The 17,745-nt window shown below is 34.8% G+C and carries 14 protein-coding genes; all 14 read left to right on the top strand.

Translation table 11 applies throughout. From position 1 onward, the window contains the following. Positions 1 to 40 precede the first annotated feature (40 nt). The 14 genes from PHD84_05365 to PHD84_05300 all read left to right on the top strand — a co-directional run bounded on the left by PHD84_05365 (position 41) and on the right by PHD84_05300 (position 16,556). Positions 41 to 1,528 (top strand): UDP-N-acetylmuramoyl-L-alanyl-D-glutamate--2,6-diaminopimelate ligase, encoded by a 1,488-nt coding sequence (locus PHD84_05365; protein MDD5637230.1) that lies wholly within the window; start codon positions 41 to 43, stop codon positions 1,526 to 1,528. Then, the gene (locus PHD84_05360; protein MDD5637229.1) at positions 1,529 to 2,968 is read left to right on the top strand and encodes a UDP-N-acetylmuramoyl-tripeptide--D-alanyl-D-alanine ligase; all 1,440 of its coding nucleotides are present in this window, start codon (positions 1,529 to 1,531) and stop codon (positions 2,966 to 2,968) included. Continuing rightward, complete coding sequence (gene mraY, locus PHD84_05355) at positions 2,961 to 3,923, top strand: phospho-N-acetylmuramoyl-pentapeptide-transferase (GenBank protein MDD5637228.1); 963 nt, start codon at positions 2,961 to 2,963, stop codon at positions 3,921 to 3,923. The genes PHD84_05360 and mraY overlap by 8 nt, the downstream gene beginning before the upstream one ends. Next, the gene (ftsW, locus tag PHD84_05350) at positions 3,836 to 5,092 is read left to right on the top strand and encodes a putative lipid II flippase FtsW (GenBank protein ID MDD5637227.1); all 1,257 of its coding nucleotides are present in this window, start codon (positions 3,836 to 3,838) and stop codon (positions 5,090 to 5,092) included. Before mraY ends, ftsW begins: the two co-directional genes overlap by 88 nt. 4 nt (positions 5,093 to 5,096) lie before the next feature. Then, positions 5,097 to 6,227 carry an undecaprenyldiphospho-muramoylpentapeptide beta-N-acetylglucosaminyltransferase gene (gene murG, locus PHD84_05345; protein ID MDD5637226.1) on the top strand — a complete coding sequence of 377 codons (1,131 nt, stop codon included), beginning with the start codon at positions 5,097 to 5,099 and terminating at the stop codon, positions 6,225 to 6,227. Between the two features lie 72 nt (positions 6,228 to 6,299). Further along, the gene (gene murC, locus PHD84_05340; protein ID MDD5637225.1) at positions 6,300 to 7,709 is read left to right on the top strand and encodes a UDP-N-acetylmuramate--L-alanine ligase; all 1,410 of its coding nucleotides are present in this window, start codon (positions 6,300 to 6,302) and stop codon (positions 7,707 to 7,709) included. Beyond that, positions 7,709 to 8,638: a UDP-N-acetylmuramate dehydrogenase gene (gene murB, locus PHD84_05335; GenBank protein MDD5637224.1), complete on the top strand. Its 930-nt coding sequence runs from the start codon at positions 7,709 to 7,711 to the stop codon at positions 8,636 to 8,638. Before murC ends, murB begins: the two co-directional genes overlap by 1 nt. A gap of 194 nt (positions 8,639 to 8,832) precedes the next feature. Further along, positions 8,833 to 9,666 (top strand): FtsQ-type POTRA domain-containing protein, encoded by an 834-nt coding sequence (locus tag PHD84_05330; protein ID MDD5637223.1) that lies wholly within the window; start codon positions 8,833 to 8,835, stop codon positions 9,664 to 9,666. 299 nt (positions 9,667 to 9,965) lie between these two features. Then, complete coding sequence (gene ftsA, locus PHD84_05325; GenBank protein MDD5637222.1) at positions 9,966 to 11,198, top strand: cell division protein FtsA; 1,233 nt, start codon at positions 9,966 to 9,968, stop codon at positions 11,196 to 11,198. A gap of 71 nt (positions 11,199 to 11,269) precedes the next feature. Continuing rightward, positions 11,270 to 12,385 carry a cell division protein FtsZ gene (gene ftsZ, locus PHD84_05320; protein MDD5637221.1) on the top strand — a complete coding sequence of 372 codons (1,116 nt, stop codon included), beginning with the start codon at positions 11,270 to 11,272 and terminating at the stop codon, positions 12,383 to 12,385. 283 nt (positions 12,386 to 12,668) lie between these two features. Beyond that, positions 12,669 to 13,190: a transcriptional regulator NrdR gene (gene nrdR, locus PHD84_05315; GenBank protein MDD5637220.1), complete on the top strand. Its 522-nt coding sequence runs from the start codon at positions 12,669 to 12,671 to the stop codon at positions 13,188 to 13,190. Continuing rightward, positions 13,144 to 15,552 (top strand): anaerobic ribonucleoside-triphosphate reductase, encoded by a 2,409-nt coding sequence (nrdD, locus tag PHD84_05310; protein ID MDD5637219.1) that lies wholly within the window; start codon positions 13,144 to 13,146, stop codon positions 15,550 to 15,552. The genes nrdR and nrdD overlap by 47 nt, the downstream gene beginning before the upstream one ends. A 34-nt stretch (positions 15,553 to 15,586) precedes the next feature. After that, positions 15,587 to 15,856: a thioredoxin family protein gene (locus tag PHD84_05305; protein ID MDD5637218.1), complete on the top strand. Its 270-nt coding sequence runs from the start codon at positions 15,587 to 15,589 to the stop codon at positions 15,854 to 15,856. Next, a complete protein-coding gene (locus PHD84_05300; GenBank protein ID MDD5637217.1) occupies positions 15,813 to 16,556 on the top strand; it encodes an anaerobic ribonucleoside-triphosphate reductase activating protein in 744 nt (247 codons plus the stop codon). Before PHD84_05305 ends, PHD84_05300 begins: the two co-directional genes overlap by 44 nt. The last annotated feature ends 1,189 nt before the right edge of the window (positions 16,557 to 17,745 follow it).

The raw sequence follows: 17,745 nt of genomic DNA, 5'->3' as shown, positions 1-17,745 counted from the left end.
AATAGCAGGGCAAGAATAATATCAGAGGTAAAAATTGATTATGAAATTATCAACTTTAATCCAGGATTTACCTGTTGAAAAAATACAGGGAAGCATTGAAATAGAAATAAACGGCTTATCGCAAAATTCTAAATCGGTGGAACCGGGAAATTTATTTGTCTGCATTGTTGGCTTTGTAACTGATGGCCATTACTACATACCAGAGGCAATTAACAGAGGAGCTAAGGTTATTTTACTACAGAAAGATCTTCCTATAAATTCAGATATTACTACCATATTAGTTAAAGATACCAGAAAAGCACTGGCTTTTTTGGCTAATCGCTATTACCATTATCCTTCTCGAAAATTGAAATTGATAGGCATTACTGGTACTAACGGCAAGACCACAGTGGCTTACATGATTAAGGCAATTCTGGAGGAAGCTCAGAAAAAAATTGGTCTTTTAACAACTGTGGAGAATATTATCAATAATCAAACTGTTCATTCCAGGATGACTACTATGGAATCCCTTGATTTACAAAAGACTTTTTGCCAGATGTTATCCTATCAGACCGATTATGCCATTATGGAGGTATCATCACATGCCCTGAGTTTATCCAGGGTAGAGGGCTGTGATTTTGATATAGCCATTTTTACCAATATTAGCGATGAACATTTTGAAATTCATAAAAATTTTGCTAATTATTTAGAGAGCAAAAAGAGGTTATTTCTTTCTTTGAATGAATCCTGCAAAGATATATCCAGCAAAAAAGGCATTATAAATATAGATGAGAAATATGCTCATAAATTTATGGACTGTCTGAAGACTGATGTACTAACTTATGGGATAAAAAAACAAAAATCAATGTTTCATGCTCGTAATATAGTTTTACATCTAAAAGAAATCCATTTTACCGCGGAAACTCCTCAGGGGGAAGTGGATATTTTATTAAATATGAGTGGTATTTATAATGTTTATAATGCCCTGGCTGCTATTGCAGCTGCGACAAGTCAGGGGATCCCCTTAGATATCATTGCCAGTGCTTTTCGAAAGTTTTCTGGCGCTCCAGGCCGATATAAAATTCTGGATTACGGACAACCTTATACCATTATTGTAGATTTTGCTCATAATTTTCATGGTTTAGAGCATATTTTAAAAACACTGAGGCTGTTCTCCAGAAACAAGATTATTACTATTTTTGGTCACGGTGGAGAAAGGGATAACCGAGTAAGAAAAAAGATGGGACAGGTGGTTGGAAAATACAGTGATTACAGTATAATTACAGCTGATAATCCTCGCAGTGAAAATCCGGCAATAATCTCAAAAGAAATAGAAAGTGGATTTCAAGAGGTAGAAAATGGTAATTATAGAGTAATTCTGGATCGTGTGAAAGCAATCAATTTTGCCCTTCAGATGGCTGAAGAAAATGATATTGTCTTAATTGCCGGGAAGGGTCCTGAGAATGAACAGGTTTATCATAATCAAGTTATTTATCATAATGATGAAGAGGTGGTTCGCCAAATATTAGCCAAAAAGGACAAGAAATAGATGTTTTATTTATATGATTTTGCCAAGATAATTCCTAATTCAATCATCTTAGGAGATAAAGATATCACCTGGCAACATATTTCCATTGATAGCAGAACAATAAAAGCTGGAGAACTTTTTATTGCCTTAAAAGGGGAAAAATATGACGGGCATGATTTCATCAAAACTGCTTGTGAAAAAGGTGCCGTGGGAGTTGTTTTAGAAAAGAATTTCTTTCAGCAACACTCCTCATTATTCAAAGAACTTAAACAGCCTTTATTATTAGTAGAGAACACACTGTTGGCTTTCCAGTTTTGGGCTCATTATTATCATTCTTTATTTAGACCTTTCAATATCTGTGTGACCGGCAGTAATGGCAAGACTACGACCAAGGAGATGATCGTACACTTATTATCTGCTAAATATCACGTATTAAAGTCTAAAGGTAATTATAATAATGAAATAGGTGTACCGCTTACCGTTCTGGATTTGGCATCTGACCATGACGTGTTGGTGATGGAAATGGCGGCGCGAAAGATTGGGGAAATAAAAGAATTAACGGCTATTATGAGACCTGATATTGCCGTAATAACTAATATTGGAGAAGCGCATATCGGCTTATTTGAAAATAAGGATAATATTGCGCGGGAGAAATCTGAATTGATACTGTCAATAAAAGATAAGGGAACAGCGATACTGAATCGAGATGATGACTATTTTGATTACCTGGTTGGTTGCGTGTCATCTCATAATGAGATAATCAGCTATGGATTTCACCCCGAAGCCCAAGTAAGAGCAAAGAATTTCTGGCAAAAAAATGAAAGGGAACTCCATTTTGAACTCCAGATATCGGATAAAGATAGTTTTCAGGTCTTTTTACCTCTCCTGGGTAAATTTAACGTGTTAAATGCCCTGGCTGCAATAGCGGTGGGCATAAAGATGAAAATATCTATCAGGGATATTATAGAGAAAATATCAAATTTCAAAGGGACCGATTTGCACATGGAGTATTTGCTATTGGATAAGAGAATAGCATTGATTCAAGATTATTATAATGCCAATCCAACAGCTACCAAAGAGGCTTTACAGAGTGTAGCGAGTATTGCTGAAGGTAGATTTCGGATTGCTGTTTTAGGAGATATGCTGGAGTTAGGAGATAACTCAATTGATTACCACAAAGAAGTAGGAAGAGTAGTAGCTTATCTTTCTTATGATATGCTCATTGCGTTTGGCAAGTATGGTAATTTTATCATCCAGGGTGCTTTAGAAGGGGGGATGGAAAAGGATAAAATCTACTATTTTGGAAAAGAGGAAAAGGGGAAATTAGGGCAATGGTTAATGCAATCGGCACCCGAAAATAGCATTGTCTTATTAAAGGGTTCAAGAGATATGCAAATGGAAGATATTGTACGGTACTGGAAAGAAAATATACAGAATAAGGGGAATTACAATTATGCTTAGAGTAATAGTAACTTTGCTCATTGCTTTTTTGAGTCCAATTGCCCTGATTCCTTGTTTTATCAAAATTCAGAAAAAATATAAAGTAGGACAAAGAATCCGACAGGAAGGACCTGATTTGCACCAGCATAAGAGTGGAACCCCTACTATGGGGGGAATAATAATTTTTTTTTCTGTAGCTCTTTCTTTACTCTTTTTTCATCCCGAAGACACTATAATTTATGTTTCATTTATTCTAATGTGTAGTTATGGGCTGGTTGGATTTATTGATGATATAATAAAGTTTTACAAGGGAAGGTCCTTAGGTTTAAAAGCTCGGAATAAGATTGCTTTGCAATTAATAATAAGTATTATTTTTTTATACTGGTATTTTCAAACTGCATTATTTGACCAAACTATAATAATTCCATTTAAATCCAACTCATTTCCTATTTCGTCCATAATATATATACCATTAGTTATACTTGTTTTCTTATCTACTACCAATGCTGTGAATCTTACTGATGGGCTGGATGGATTAGCAACCGGACTAATTATTATTGCTCTTTTAACCTTTGCTCTAATTGCTTTAAGTCAGGGCAAGAAGAATCTGGCTATATTTACTCTCATTATTACCTTTTCTTGTGCTGGTTTTTTATTATTTAATTTTCACCCGGCTCGGATTTTCCTGGGTGATGTTGGTTCTTTAGGCTTAGGGGGAGTCCTGGCAACCATAGCTGTTTTTAGTAATGCCGAATTATTCTTGTTACTTATAGGTGGAGTCTTTGTTCTGGAAACACTATCAGTTATTATTCAGGTCATATCCATACAGTTGAATCATAAGCCAGTATTTCTGATGAGCCCCTTACATCATCATTTTGAAATGATGAAGTGGAAAGAAGTGCATATTGTTATTATATTTTGGATAGTTGGACTGGTATTTGCCTTACTGGGATTACTTGCCTATCAATTTTATTAATTATTGCTAAAAAACTAGAAAAAGAAGGGAAAGGAATAGCTATTCAGATGAATTTATTACCAGCGAAACAACCTGATTATATCTTAATAGCAGTTATCTTTATCTTGATTTCCTTTGGAATAATTATGGTTTTTAGTTCCAGTTATATTATGGCTTTTAAATGGTATGGTGATAGTTATTATTTTTTCAGCAAGCAGGCCTTCTCTGCTCTCATGGCAACGGTTATTTTTTTGATAACAATGAAGATTGATTATCAATACTGGAGAAAATTTGCCATTCCTATTTTAATTATTTCCATATTTTTGTTATTAGTACTTTACATACCTGGAGTTACCAGATATATAAGGGGAGCCAGAAGATGGATTTATATAGGACCTTTGCCTTTTCAGCCATCAGAATTAGCCAAAGTAGCACTAATTCTTTATATTGCGGATTGTTTAACCAGAAAAACAGCTAAGGATATTGGTACTTTTATACGAGGAATTTTGCCTGTATTCCTTGTAACTGCCTTCATTTTCTTATTAGTTTTTGCTCAGCCGGATTTCAGTACCGGTATTGTTATTCTGGGCTGTTGCTTTATTATGCTTTTTATCGGTGGAAGCCAAATTACTCAATTATTTGCCCTGATTACTCTTCTAATTCCTCCCGGAATTGTTCTTCTATTAGGAGAAGAATACCGCAGGGTTAGATTACTCTCATTTTTAAATCCTTGGGAAGATCCGTTAAAAAGCGGATTTCATATTATTCAATCACTATTAGCTCTGGGTAGCGGTGGATTAAGTGGAGTAGGAATTGCCCAGAGTAGACAAAAATTTTTTTATCTTCCCGATCAGCATACTGATTTTATTTTTTCTATTATTGGAGAAGAACTGGGATTTATAGGTACTGCTATTGTTATTATTTTATTTCTTATCTTTTTATGGAGAGGTTTTTTAATTGCCTGGAAAGCAAAAGATACCTTTGGTTCATTATTAGCTGCTGGTATTACTTCTTTGATCGTCTTTCAGGCAGTAGTCAATATTAGCGTAGTTACCAAGATAATTCCTACTACAGGAATTACGCTACCCTTTATCAGTTATGGTGGTTCATCGCTTATTGTTAATATGTTTTGTTGTGGAATTCTTTTGAATATCTCTAAAAGTGTTATAGTAAAAGATGAGGCTATTTAATTATATGAAAATTATTATTACCGGTGGAGGAACCGGAGGGCATATATACCCGGGAATAAGCTTAGCAAGAGAATTTCAGAGTAGAGATAAGGATAATCAGATTGTGTTTGTGGGAGCAGAACAGAAAATGGAGTCTGATATCATTCCCCGGGAAGGATTTCAATTTTTCGGTTTAAGGGTTAGGGGAATGGAAAGAAAGATAAGTCTGAGTAATTTATCAGCCCTATTCCTGTTTTTGCGTTCCCTGGTCACGTCCTTCAGAATAATTAAAAGGTTCAAGCCTGATCTGGTAATAGGAACCGGGGGGTATGTGAGCGGATCTGTTGCTCTTGTTTCCTCACTATTGGGAATCCCTACTTTTATTCATGAACAAAACCTTGTTCCTGGTATTACCAATCAAATTTTATCTTTAACCAGTCAAAAGGTATTCATCAGTTTTCCAGAATCAAAAAAGTATTTCTGGAGGAGGAGCAGAACGGTATTTCTGGGTAATCCAATTAGGGAAAATATCTGGCAGGGTGATAAAAAAAAATTGATTAAAGAAACCAATCTGAATATTGACAAAAAAACCATATTGGTATTTGGGGGTAGTAAGGGAGCCAGCAGTATTAATCAAATGATATTGGATAGCCTGGATTTGATTGATAAATCAATCTGGCAGGAATGGCAGATACTAATTATAAGTGGTGAAGAAGATTATGATAACTTAATAGAAAAGGTGTCCAATTCTCAATATAAAGGAGAGGTGCGGATAATATCTTACCTGCATCATATAGAAGATGCTTATGACCTTGCTGATTTAGTAGTGTGCCGGGCTGGTGCTACCAGCATAGCTGAGCTTACAGCTAAGGGATTAGCTGCGTTATTAATACCATATCCTTATGCCACAGCAAATCATCAGCTCTATAACGCTATGTTTCTGGAGAGTGAACTGGCTGCTCTGGTTATCAGGGAAGAGGAGCTAACCAAGGAAAGATTAGTAGATGAATTATCGAAATTAATGCAGGATAGCGAAAAACTGGATTTACTGGCAAAAAATAGTAAAAATCTGGGTAACCGAAAAGCAGCCCAGGATATTATAAATACGATTTATAATTATTTAAAAAGCAACACTTCTCATGGAAAAACTATTTAAATAATATATAAAATAGGGTAAACTATTAGATGAAAAATAGTTGATCTATGAACAAAACTAGAAAGGTTAGTTATGATTAATACAGGAAAGCGCATTCATTTTATAGGTATTGGTGGAGCGGGTATGAGTGGAATCGCTTCAATTTTACTGGAGTTAGGTTATCAGATAAGTGGATCTGATTTACAAAGCAATGTTTCCACCAAGAGATTAATAAATAAGGGTGCCCTTATTTATAAGGGACATAATGAAAGTCATGTAGTAGGAGCAAATTTGGTAGTAATATCATCAGCAATTAATGAAAAAAATAAGGAAGTTCTCGCTGCTCGTGAAAATAATATAGAGATCATTCCCAGAGCGGAAATGCTCTCTCGTATTATGAATCAAAAATATCGTATTACTGTTTCAGGTACTCACGGCAAGACTACCACCACCTCCATGATTAGTATGTTATTAGAGGGTATGCATATGGATCCCACTATTGCTATTGGAGGTGAGGTCAATGATATTGGCGGAAATGCTAAATTGGGGAGAGGTGACTATGTGGTAGTGGAGGCTGATGAGAGTGATGGCTCTTTTTTATTACTTAATCCTAATATAGTAATTATAACCAATATTGAAAATGATCACCTGGATTATTTTACCAATCTTGAGAGAACCATGGATAGCTTCAGGCTGTTTGTAGAGAAGATTCCCGTAGAAGGACATATTGTATATGGTTGGGACTGTCCCAATACCAGGATGGTTGCGGAAAGGATAGATGCCCAAAAACATTTTGTTTCCTATGGTTTTCATCAGGATGCTCAGATGAGAGCAGTAAATCCCTGTTTTTCAAGAAATACTTCTATCTCAGAAATATATTTTAAGCAACATAAATTGGGTAGTCTAAAACTGAATATTCCCGGCTATCATAATGTCTCCAACGCGCTTGCTGCCATTACCACTGGCATGGAGCTGGGATTAAAATTTCAGGATATAGCAGAAATACTATTTCATTTTAGGGGTGTGAAAAGAAGACAGGAAATTGTTTTTCAGCTTAATGATGAAATTATGATTATTGATGATTATGGTCATCATCCTTCAGAGATAAAGGCGACCCTTCTGGCAATCAGGCAGGGATGGCCTGAACACAGGATTATTACTGTGTTTCAACCACATCGCTATAGTAGAACGAAATTATTATTAGAGTATTTTGGTTCTGCCTTTCAGGATTCTCATCTTGTTATTGTCAACGATATTTATCCAGCTAATGAAACGCCTATTCCTAATATTTCAGCAAAATTAATCTATCAAGAAATAAAAAGGCAGCAGGGAGAAAATGTTTATTATCTTCCGGGTAAGAAAAAAACGGTTACTTTCTTAAAAGATATAATTTCTCCTGGAGACATTGTTATAACTATGGGTGCTGGTGATGTATGGAAAGTTGGCAGAGAATTAGCTAAGAAAATTAAATGCCTTGATGCAAATAAAGGAATGGATTATTAATGTACAATAAAGACCTGCTCTGGAAAGAAATAATAAGTTGCGACCTGGCAAAGGAAATTAGATGTAATGAACCTATGAAATATCACACCTCATGGAAAATCGGTGGTAATGCCGATTTTTTTTGTATTCCCTCTCATCAGGACTGTTTAACGAAGGTATTACTCTTTGCCTTAAATCACAGTTTACCGATATACATTATTGGTAACGGTTCTAACATCTGGGTGCCAGATGAAGGCATCAGAGGCTTGGTAGTTAAAGTCGCCCATACTATCGACAAAGTGGAATATTCTGGTAAAATGATAAAAGCAGGTGCTGGCATCCTCCTGCCTGCTCTAGTTAAAGATACAGTGAGAAAAGAGCTTAGTGGACTTGAATTTGCTGCCCACATACCGGGAACTTTAGGTGGCGCCATCATGAATAATGCCAGTTTTGGAACCGAATCCATTTCTGATATTGTAAATGAGATTACTCTATTGGATTATAATAATGGTCATATAAAGACACTTAATAAGAAACAGTTTTCTTTTTGCTATCGTGGCATTGACTTAGGCTGTAAGGAATTCGTATTATTAGGAGCCAGCCTAATCCTTTCCACACAGGATAAGGAAAAAATATTTTCGAAGATAAAGAAAATTTATGAGCAAAGGAGAACAAGGCAGCCAGTAAGCTTTTTAACTGCTGGTTGTATTTTTAAAAATTCCGATAACAAGCCAGCAGGTTATCTTATTGAAAAATCGGGTGCAAAAGGATTAACTATAGGAGATGCTCAGGTTTCTACTAAGCATGCTAATTTTATCATTAATAGGGGTTCGGCTACTGCTAGCGATATATTACAATTAATTGAAAAAGTTGAAGATATGGTAGAAAGAAAATTTGGTATCAAGCTGGAGAGAGAGATTGACTTTCTTAGTCTTACTAAGAGCTGTTGATTTTATAGGTAATAATATTTATTTTTATCAAAATTTTTACAACATGATGAGCTAAAATTATACTTAGAATGTGTATTTCCCACAAGGTGGTTAGATAATTCTTTAAAAAAAATTCAAAATACAGCAATAAATAAATAGAGGGATTTCAGGGAAGTTCATTCCCCTGGTAATATGGAAAAGAAGAGTGAGCGGTTTTGACAGTTAACAACCAGGCTATAGATGATTACGAGAGTGAAGAAGGGATAATTAGTGAGAGCAAGGAAGAAAATAGTAGAAAATATAATTTATTCAGGGTTTTGTTATATTATATAATTATAGGTTTTTTAAGCTGGAATATTTTCTATTTTCTTTTTACCTCCCCCAGGTTTGGTATAACAAAAATTACTATTCATGGCACTAATTATCTGGCAAGGGATATTATTTTAGCCCAGGGTGGGATAAATATTCTTGATCCTGTTAATATTTTTCATTTTGATATTGAAAGTACCCGTGAAAAATTATCAAAAAATCCCTGGATTAAAGACGTAGCTATGAAAAAAATATATCCCAACCAGTTAGATATTAGCATTGAAGAACGTAAACCGGCAGCCTTTCTTTATAGTGATAACCTTTATTATCTGGTTACTACAGAAGGAGTGATTCTGGCAATTTTTACCCAGTTGAATAGTGATTTTAAGCAATATATAATAACTGGTCTTAATGTTGGCTCTAAAAAACCTGGTGAAGTGGTTAAAAACCAGGAATATGAAGAGGCACAGAGAGTAATATATGCTTTGGAAAATCTTTTTCCAGATCAATTTTATAAAATTAAAATTATTTCAGAAGAGGAGTTTGTTTTATTTCATAACAATAATAGGATAAAAGTTAGAATAAAAGGTGGGGATCAATTGATAGATGAGTGGTATTTGCTGGAATCAGCTCTACAGAAAGTCCAGGCAGAAAAAATACCACTGCAGGAAATTAACATGAAATACCAGGAAAGGTTATTAATTATATTGCAAGATAATCAGGAGAGTGAACTTCCCTGAAACTCCTTTATCTCTATATTTAGAAACAAATCGATTTACTATAAAACTTATCTGAAAAGCTGGTATTATTTGAAAAAATATATATATTTTTGCTCATCTGATTTTTGGAATTGCTATGTTTTAAGATAGCAGGATGCTTTCTGACGATGAGTTAGATAGTTATGACATTAGAGTTATTAAAAAATATGCATGGCTATAAGTAACAATAATTGTTACTAATAAATATAAAGACAGGGATGAAAACTTTGCATTATTAAGGAAGAAAAAGATCGTTTGATTTAGCAGATAGGAGGATATTTATGAAAGGCGAGATATTATTAGCAGGTTTAGATATTGGCACTAATAAAACTAATACACTTATAGCTGAGCTGGGAGAAGATAATAACATTGACATTGTTGGAGTAGGCTCTGTACCCTCCGTAGGGATTAAAAGAGGTGTTATTGTTGATCTGGATCAAGCTGCAGAAGCAGTTCGAGAATCAGTGAGGAATGCAGAACGAATGGCAGGCGTACAAATAGATTCAGCTGTTATAGCTGTAAATGGTAGTCACATTTCTTCTTTTAATAGTCAGGGAGTAATAGCTATTTCTAAAGAGCACCCAGAGATAACAGAGGACGATATTGAAAAAGTAATTGAAGCTGCCAAAGCAGGAGTAATTGCTCCCGAGAGAGAGTTAATTCATGTTTTACCACGTGAATTTATATTAGATGGCCAGAAAGGCATTTTAGATCCTTTGGCTATGTCTGGTTCCCGATTGGAAGGAAAGGTCCATATAGTAACTGGTTCAGTTACCGCTATTCAAAATTTGTTAAAATGTATGGAAATTTCAGAAATAGGAGTGGATGAAATAATCTTTGGTAATTTAGCCTGTGGAAATGCTATTTTAAATAAGACAGAAAAAGAATTAGGTGTACTACTCATTGATATGGGAGCCGGTTCCTCAGATATATCAATTTTTATTAATGATAATATTGTCTACTCCTCTATACTGCCTTTGGGTGGGATTCAAATTACTAATGATTTAGCCATTGGTCTCAAAATTTCAATTGAAGAGGCAGAAAGATTGAAGGTAAAATATGGTAATGTGATGGAAAATTATGTTTCACCAGAAGAGGTGATTGAGGTAAGTAGAGAAAATAAAGCAGAAAAAGAAAAAATTGCCAAGAAGTGTCTTGTCGATATCATTGAACCAAGGGTACATGAAATATTCAGTTTAATTCGGGAAGAATTAGAAAGATCAAATTATTTTAATACCATTACTCAGGGAGTGGTATTAACAGGGGGATGTGCTTTGTTGCCTGGTATTGATGATTTAGCAAGCAAAGTATTTGAAAGCAATGTTCGCATAGGTAGGCCTAATTACCAGGGTGAATTAAGTGATTTGATTAATGAACCCAGATTTTCTACTGTTATGGGACTATTAGATTATTCTCTGGAACAGATATCAATTGGTACTGATAGAAAGGCAAAAAGAAAGAAAAACATTTCCTTTTTAAATAAAGCAGTAAATTGGTTACGAGACTTCTTTTAGAATAGAGTAAATGTATGAAGGAGAATATTTATTAAAAAATAATACAAAAAATCAGGAAGGGAGGATTAATTTTGAATATTATACCAGAAAAAACTGGATCATTTGTTGATATTAAGGTAATTGGTGTGGGTGGTGGAGGTGGTAATGCCGTTAATCGGATGATTGAAGAAGGGATAAACGGAGTAAAGTATATCTCTACCAACACAGATGCCCAGGTACTGGCACTTTCCAATGCTGAACAAAAGATTCAAATAGGTGCCAGGATAACAATGGGCTTAGGTAGCGGCTCCAATCCTGAAATTGGTAAAAGGGCTGTGGAAGAAGACCGAGATAAAATTAGCAAAGTTTTAGAAGGATCAGATATGGTGTTTATTACCGCCGGGATGGGAGGCGGAACCGGTACCGGGGGTAGCCCGGTTATAGCCCAGTTGTCCAAAGAACTGGGAGCTTTAACGGTAGCAGTAGTTACCAAGCCTTTTTCTTTTGAAGGCATTAAAAGGAAGAAACAGGCAGAGGAGGGTATTAAATTACTGAAAGAATATGTTGATACTTTAATTGTAATACCTAATGACCGATTATTACAGATTATTGCTCAGGATACTCCGGTTCTGGAAGCATTTAAGGTTGCTGATGAAATTTTATTGCATGGTATAAGGGGAATATCTGAGATAGTGGTCGAACCAGGATTGATTAATGTTGATTTTGCAGATGTAAAGATGATTATGGAGAATGCTGGCACTGCTATCATGGGAATCGGTCGGGCATCCGGTGATAATCGTGCTACTGAGGCAGCTTATAATGCAGTGAATAGCTCTTTGTTAGGAACTAAAATAACTGATGCCCGGGGGATTTTGTTTAATATTTCTGGTGGTAAAAATATGACCCTCTATGAGATTAATCAGTCTGCTGAAATAATTCAGGAAGCTGCCAATCCCGATGCCAATATTATCTTTGGAGCAGTAATAAATGAAGCTCTGGGTGAAGATATTAGGATAACGGTTATTGCAACCGGTTTTGAAGAAGCGCCTCCTACAGAAGAAGAACAGTCAAAAGATAATATGGCAGAGCCAACTAAAGTTAAAGAAGAAAAGGTTGAAGCAGAAACAGTAACGACTAAAGAATCTGTTCAGAATGACTTTAATTATGATGATTTAGAGATACCCACCTTTTTAAGGAAAAATAGATAATATGTTCAGGGGAGCATTCTCCCCTGAACTCTTCAATTCTCTAAATAAAATAATTATATCCAATTATTTTATTATTTAGGGGAATATTCCATATCATCTTCTTTATTTTATACCACATAAAAATAGACATTCCTCGTTAGTTCCGTTCAAGTCGGTTTAGATATATAAAAATGATTTTATTATTGTTCTCTAAAATAAAATTAGGATTAGAATAAATAATTGACTTGACATTGTATATTTAGAGCATTACTATTGATAATAGCTCTAAATATGGAGATTTTTTATGAGATGTCCCTTCTGTAACTACCCTGATACTGGAGTAATTGAATCAAGGACTATGGAAAATGAACTGGTAGTAAGGCGGAGAAGATATTGTAAAAAGTGTCAAAAACGTTTTACTACTCATGAACGAATTGAACTCATACCACTGGTAGTTATTAAGAAAGATGAACGTAGAGAATCATTCAACAGAGATAAGGTTATCAGGGGGATTTTACGAGCCTGCGAAAAAAGACCAATCAGTATGGCACAGATGGAACAGATTGTGGAACAGATTGAGGAAAAATTAAAACAGAGCTCCAGTAATGAAATAAAAACTCAGGTGATTGGTCAAATGGTTATGAATAGATTGAAGAAATTAGATGAAGTTGCATATGTTAGATTTGCTTCCGTTTACCGTCATTTTAAAGACGTAGGAAGCTTTTTAAAAGAGATTGACCGAATCAAGATGTTAAAACAGAAGAATGAGAGGGGAAAATATGGTGGAGAAAATCAAAAAGAGAGAAGGTCATCTGGTTCCTTTTGATAGAGAAAAGATATACCATGCCATTTTGGCCGCAATGGAAGCGGTGGGAGAAAAAGACGAGTTGCAAGCTCGTAAGGTAACTGATCATGTAATATATCACCTGGAAGTAAACTTTGAGAAAAAGATTCCCTCTGTGGAAGAGATTCAGGATATGGTAGAGGAACAGCTTGTTGCATCTAGTTTGACTAAAGTAGCCAAAGCTTACATTATTTATCGCAACAAAAAAAATGAACTGAGAAAAAAGCTAATTGTAAGAAATGAAGAGAAATCTTATAAGAATACCACCGAGATGTCACTTCTGGTTTCTACTTCAACTGAAGAAACGGTTACTCCCTGGGATCGAAATAGAATAATTAATGCCCTGGTTAAAGAGGCTAAGCTTTCCACAGCAGTAGCAGAGAAAATTGCTAAAAAGGTAGAAGGAAAAATTTTGAGTTTAAATTTTACCAATGTTTCCACTGCTTTAATAAGGGAACTGGTAGACAATGAATTATTTACCAGAGGATATGAAAAGATATGGAGAAAACAAAAGATTATTGGTATGCCTACCTATGATTTAAAAAGATTATTTCTATCTAAAACCAAAGAGAATAGTAATATTGCTACCAACAATCCGGAAGCAATTAATTTAGCAATAGCAGAAAATACCATAAAACAGTATATGCTGCAGGAAGTTTTTAGTCAAGAAGTATCAGATGCCCATTTAAAAGGTGTAATACATATTCATGATCTGGGATATCCTCGTATTTATTGTTCAGGGCATTCCCTGGAGTATATCAAGAAATTCGGCTTGAATTTAGATAATCTCGATACCTCTTCTTCGCCAGCAAGGTATGCCCGTACCCTTACCGGACATCTCAATACCTTCTTATCTTCAATGCAGGCTTATTATGCAGGAGCATTGGGGATTGCCTATTTAAATATATTTTATGCTCCTTATTTAGCCGGAATATCTTACCGGGAGATGAGGCAGGAAGCACAGTATCTTATTTTTAGCGGTTCCCAGAATGCCTTTTCCAGAGGAGGACAGAGTTTATTTTTAGACTTTAATGTTCATTTAGGAATACCCGAACATCTCAAAGATGTTCCAGCTATTGGACCAGGCGGAGAGTATACCGGGAAAACATATCAAGATTATAAAAAAGAATCACAGTTATTTCTAAGAGCTTTAATGGAGGTGTGGGCAGCAGGAGATTCAAGCGGGAAAGTATTTGCTTTCCCTAAAATGGATTTGCATATCAATGAAGCATCTTTTCAGGACCCTGAGGAAATAGAGTTGCTTAAATATGCCTGTCAGATTGCTTCAGACAACGGTACACCCTATTTTATCTTTGACCGGGATAGTGTAACACTTGCTGCCTGCTGTAGATTAAAGAATGAGATAACTGATATGGAAATGATTAGACATCCCGAAAAATTAAGATTTGCCGGAATTCAAAATGTTACTATCAATCTTCCTCAATGTGCTTACCGGGCTACAAAAAATAATGATCGAGGAAAATCCTATAGTGAACAAGAGAAATTTAATCAATTTTTTGAACAAATTGAATCTGCTCTTCAATTAGTAGTTAAAGCACATCAGGAAAAGAAATTATTCCTACAACAATTGATGAGTTCACCAGAAGCTCCTTTGTGGCAAATAGGTAAGATGAGTCCTGATGGCAGACCTTATGTAGATTTGGAAAAAGGTACTTATTTGGTAGGATTAATAGGATTAAATGAGTCAATGCAATATTTAACTGGCTATCAGCTTCATGAAAATGATGATGCCTATTTGTGGGGATTAAAGACTGTTTCTTTCTTACATCTTAAATGTAAGGATTATAGTAAAAGATATGGTATGATATTATCTTTAGAAGAGTCACCAGCAGAAAGTGCTGCAGGAAGATTAGCTAAAATTGATTTAAGGGAGTTTCCAGAAAGTGAAAAGGTGATAAAGGGAAGCATTGCGGATGATGAGTGTTACTATACTAATAGTATTCATTTTGCCGCTTCTGCCGATGTAGATCTTATTATCAGGATTATTAAACAGGGCAAGTTCCATCCTTTAATTAAGAGCGGAGCAATTATTCATGCCTTTGTAGGTGAAAAAAAACCTCCCGCTGAGAGTATCTATAATCTGATATATAAAGTATGGAAAAATACTCCTGCCGCTCAAATTACCATTTCACCGGAATTTACAGTCTGCAATCGCTGTCGCAAGGTGAGTAGAGGCTTACAGGATTTTTGTATCAATTGTCATAGTGATGATGTTTACGGTATTACTAGAATCGTTGGTTATTATAGCAAGATTAATAATTGGAATAAGAATAAGATAGGAGAATTAAAAGATAGAAAGCTGGGTAATTATAAGATTAACTAAAGAGAGATAGTATGGAAGGAGCTAAGTTAATATAATGTTGAAGATGAAAATTTTCTGGCAAAAGGACTGCCCTAATTGTCCTGGAGCAAAAGACATAGGAAAAATATTAGAAGAAGAGTTAGAAGTGCAATATTATGATGTCAACACAGTGGATGGTTTAGCTGAAGCATGTATATACCAGGTTATGAGTACACCTTCTATTGTACTTGTAACAGAGAAAGGAAAAGAAATAGAATCTTGGAGGGGGATATTACCGGAAATTGACTGTATTAGAAAAAAAATACCAAGTAAATCAAAAAATTAGAATAAGGAAACTAATTTCAACCTCTTTAATAGATTGGGAGGGGCTGATTGTATCAACTTTGTATGTAGGAGGATGTAATTTTCGATGTCCTTTCTGTTATAATGTTGATTTAATCACCAATCCTCAACAGTTTTCCATAATCCCAGAAGAAGATATAGTTACCTTCCTCAAGGAAAGGAAAGATTTTCTAGATGGAATATGCCTCAGTGGTGGAGAACCAACAATTTATGATGATTTACCTGAATTTCTTGTCAAGATCAGAAAACATAATATAAAAATTAAACTTGATACCAATGGTAGTCAACCGGAGAGGTTAGCGGAAATTATTGAGAGAAATCTGGTTGATTTCATTGCTATGGATATTAAAAGTTGTTTGAAGCCGGAAGCATATAAAAAAGCCATTGGTATTAATGATGAGCAGGTTATTAGCAAAATAAAAAAGAGTATTAATCTAATCAGATGTGCTGGAATTGAATATGAATTTAGAACAACGGTAATACCGATTTTTCATGATGAAAAGACTATAGAAGAAATTGCCCGAGAAATTAAGGGTTCAAATCAATATGTGTTACAGAATTTCATTAATAACGGCCAATTGTTAGATAAACAACTGGTAGATATTGTTCCTTATCCACCGCACAAAATCGAAGAGTTCAGGAGCAAGATTGAACCTTATGTGGAAAGATGTAAGGTTAGATAAACCCACTTAACTTTTTTTAATCTATTCTCAGAAGAATAATTGCCAGGGTATCAGAAGTAATTGATACAAAAAAGTTGTCTTTTTGATTAAAGTGATGTTATAATTACAGAGGTTTTTGCTATATAAATCAGATACTTTACTCCATATTCCGCCTTTCTAGAAGCAGAGAAAATATCAGGAGGAGTAATTTTCTACAGTGCAAAACCTTAGTAATTATAATATAATATTAGGGCAGGAAATAGGCACCTTTTTTATGATAAACCATTTAATTAAGAAAAAGGCAGAGTAATGAATTTCTTCATTCTCTGTCTTTTTCTTTTAGAGCAAAAATTCTGATTAAATAAACTTAGTTATATTTATAGTATAGTATAGGTAATGGAATTTTTTAGTAATTTTATAACTATAAGTATTCTTTTTAAATTAAGAAGATATATGGTAAATTAGTTATTAATATATTTAAGATGTAGTATATAATTCCTATAATTTTTATAACCTGGTAAAGATAAGCTGAAAAATCCTGAGGACATTTACTACCAGATATTATAAATCTCAGGATCCTATAAACATAAAATATAACTAAATTTTTACAGCATAACTTTTATAGGGGAATTCAGGCATGAGATTGCCACGCACTACCTAAGCAGTGCTCGCAAGGACCTTGAAGTTTATAGTTTTTATAGTTAAAGATTTTTAGTTTTTGGTTAAACTTCTTTTGGGTATAGCTGTTGTTTATGACTCCCGCAATACGCAATGACTCATAACGAAATTGTCATTTCGAGGAGCGTTTCTCTTTTCTGTCATTGCCAGGAGCAAAGCATTGAGGCAAGCTCATCCACCTTTACCCGAGGAGATTTGAACCGAAAACCAAAAACTGTAAACTTTAAACTAATTTGCACTAAGAACCGAATGCGGATACTAAATACTATCTACTAACTACTGACGACTAAATTAACGGTTTACTAAATACTAAATATTAAATACGAATTCAGGGATTCTCCAGGGGAATCCTTCCTCTAGAGTATCCTGATTAGTTGATAGTTTGCTTAAGGTAAGGAAAATTGTTATGAGAATCAAAGAACACCCTATTTTACACTTCCAGCCTGGCCAGAAGGTCGCCTTCACCTTCGAAGGCCAGAAGATGGAAGGGTATGACAACGAACCTATTGCCGCAGCCTTAGTAGCAGCAGGC

Source organism: Atribacterota bacterium (assembly GCA_028717805.1).
Lineage (GTDB): Bacteria > Atribacterota > Phoenicimicrobiia > Phoenicimicrobiales > Stramentimicrobiaceae > Stramentimicrobium.
Note: the sequence above shows the minus strand (reverse complement) of the source record. Positions and strands in the feature narration are given on the sequence as shown.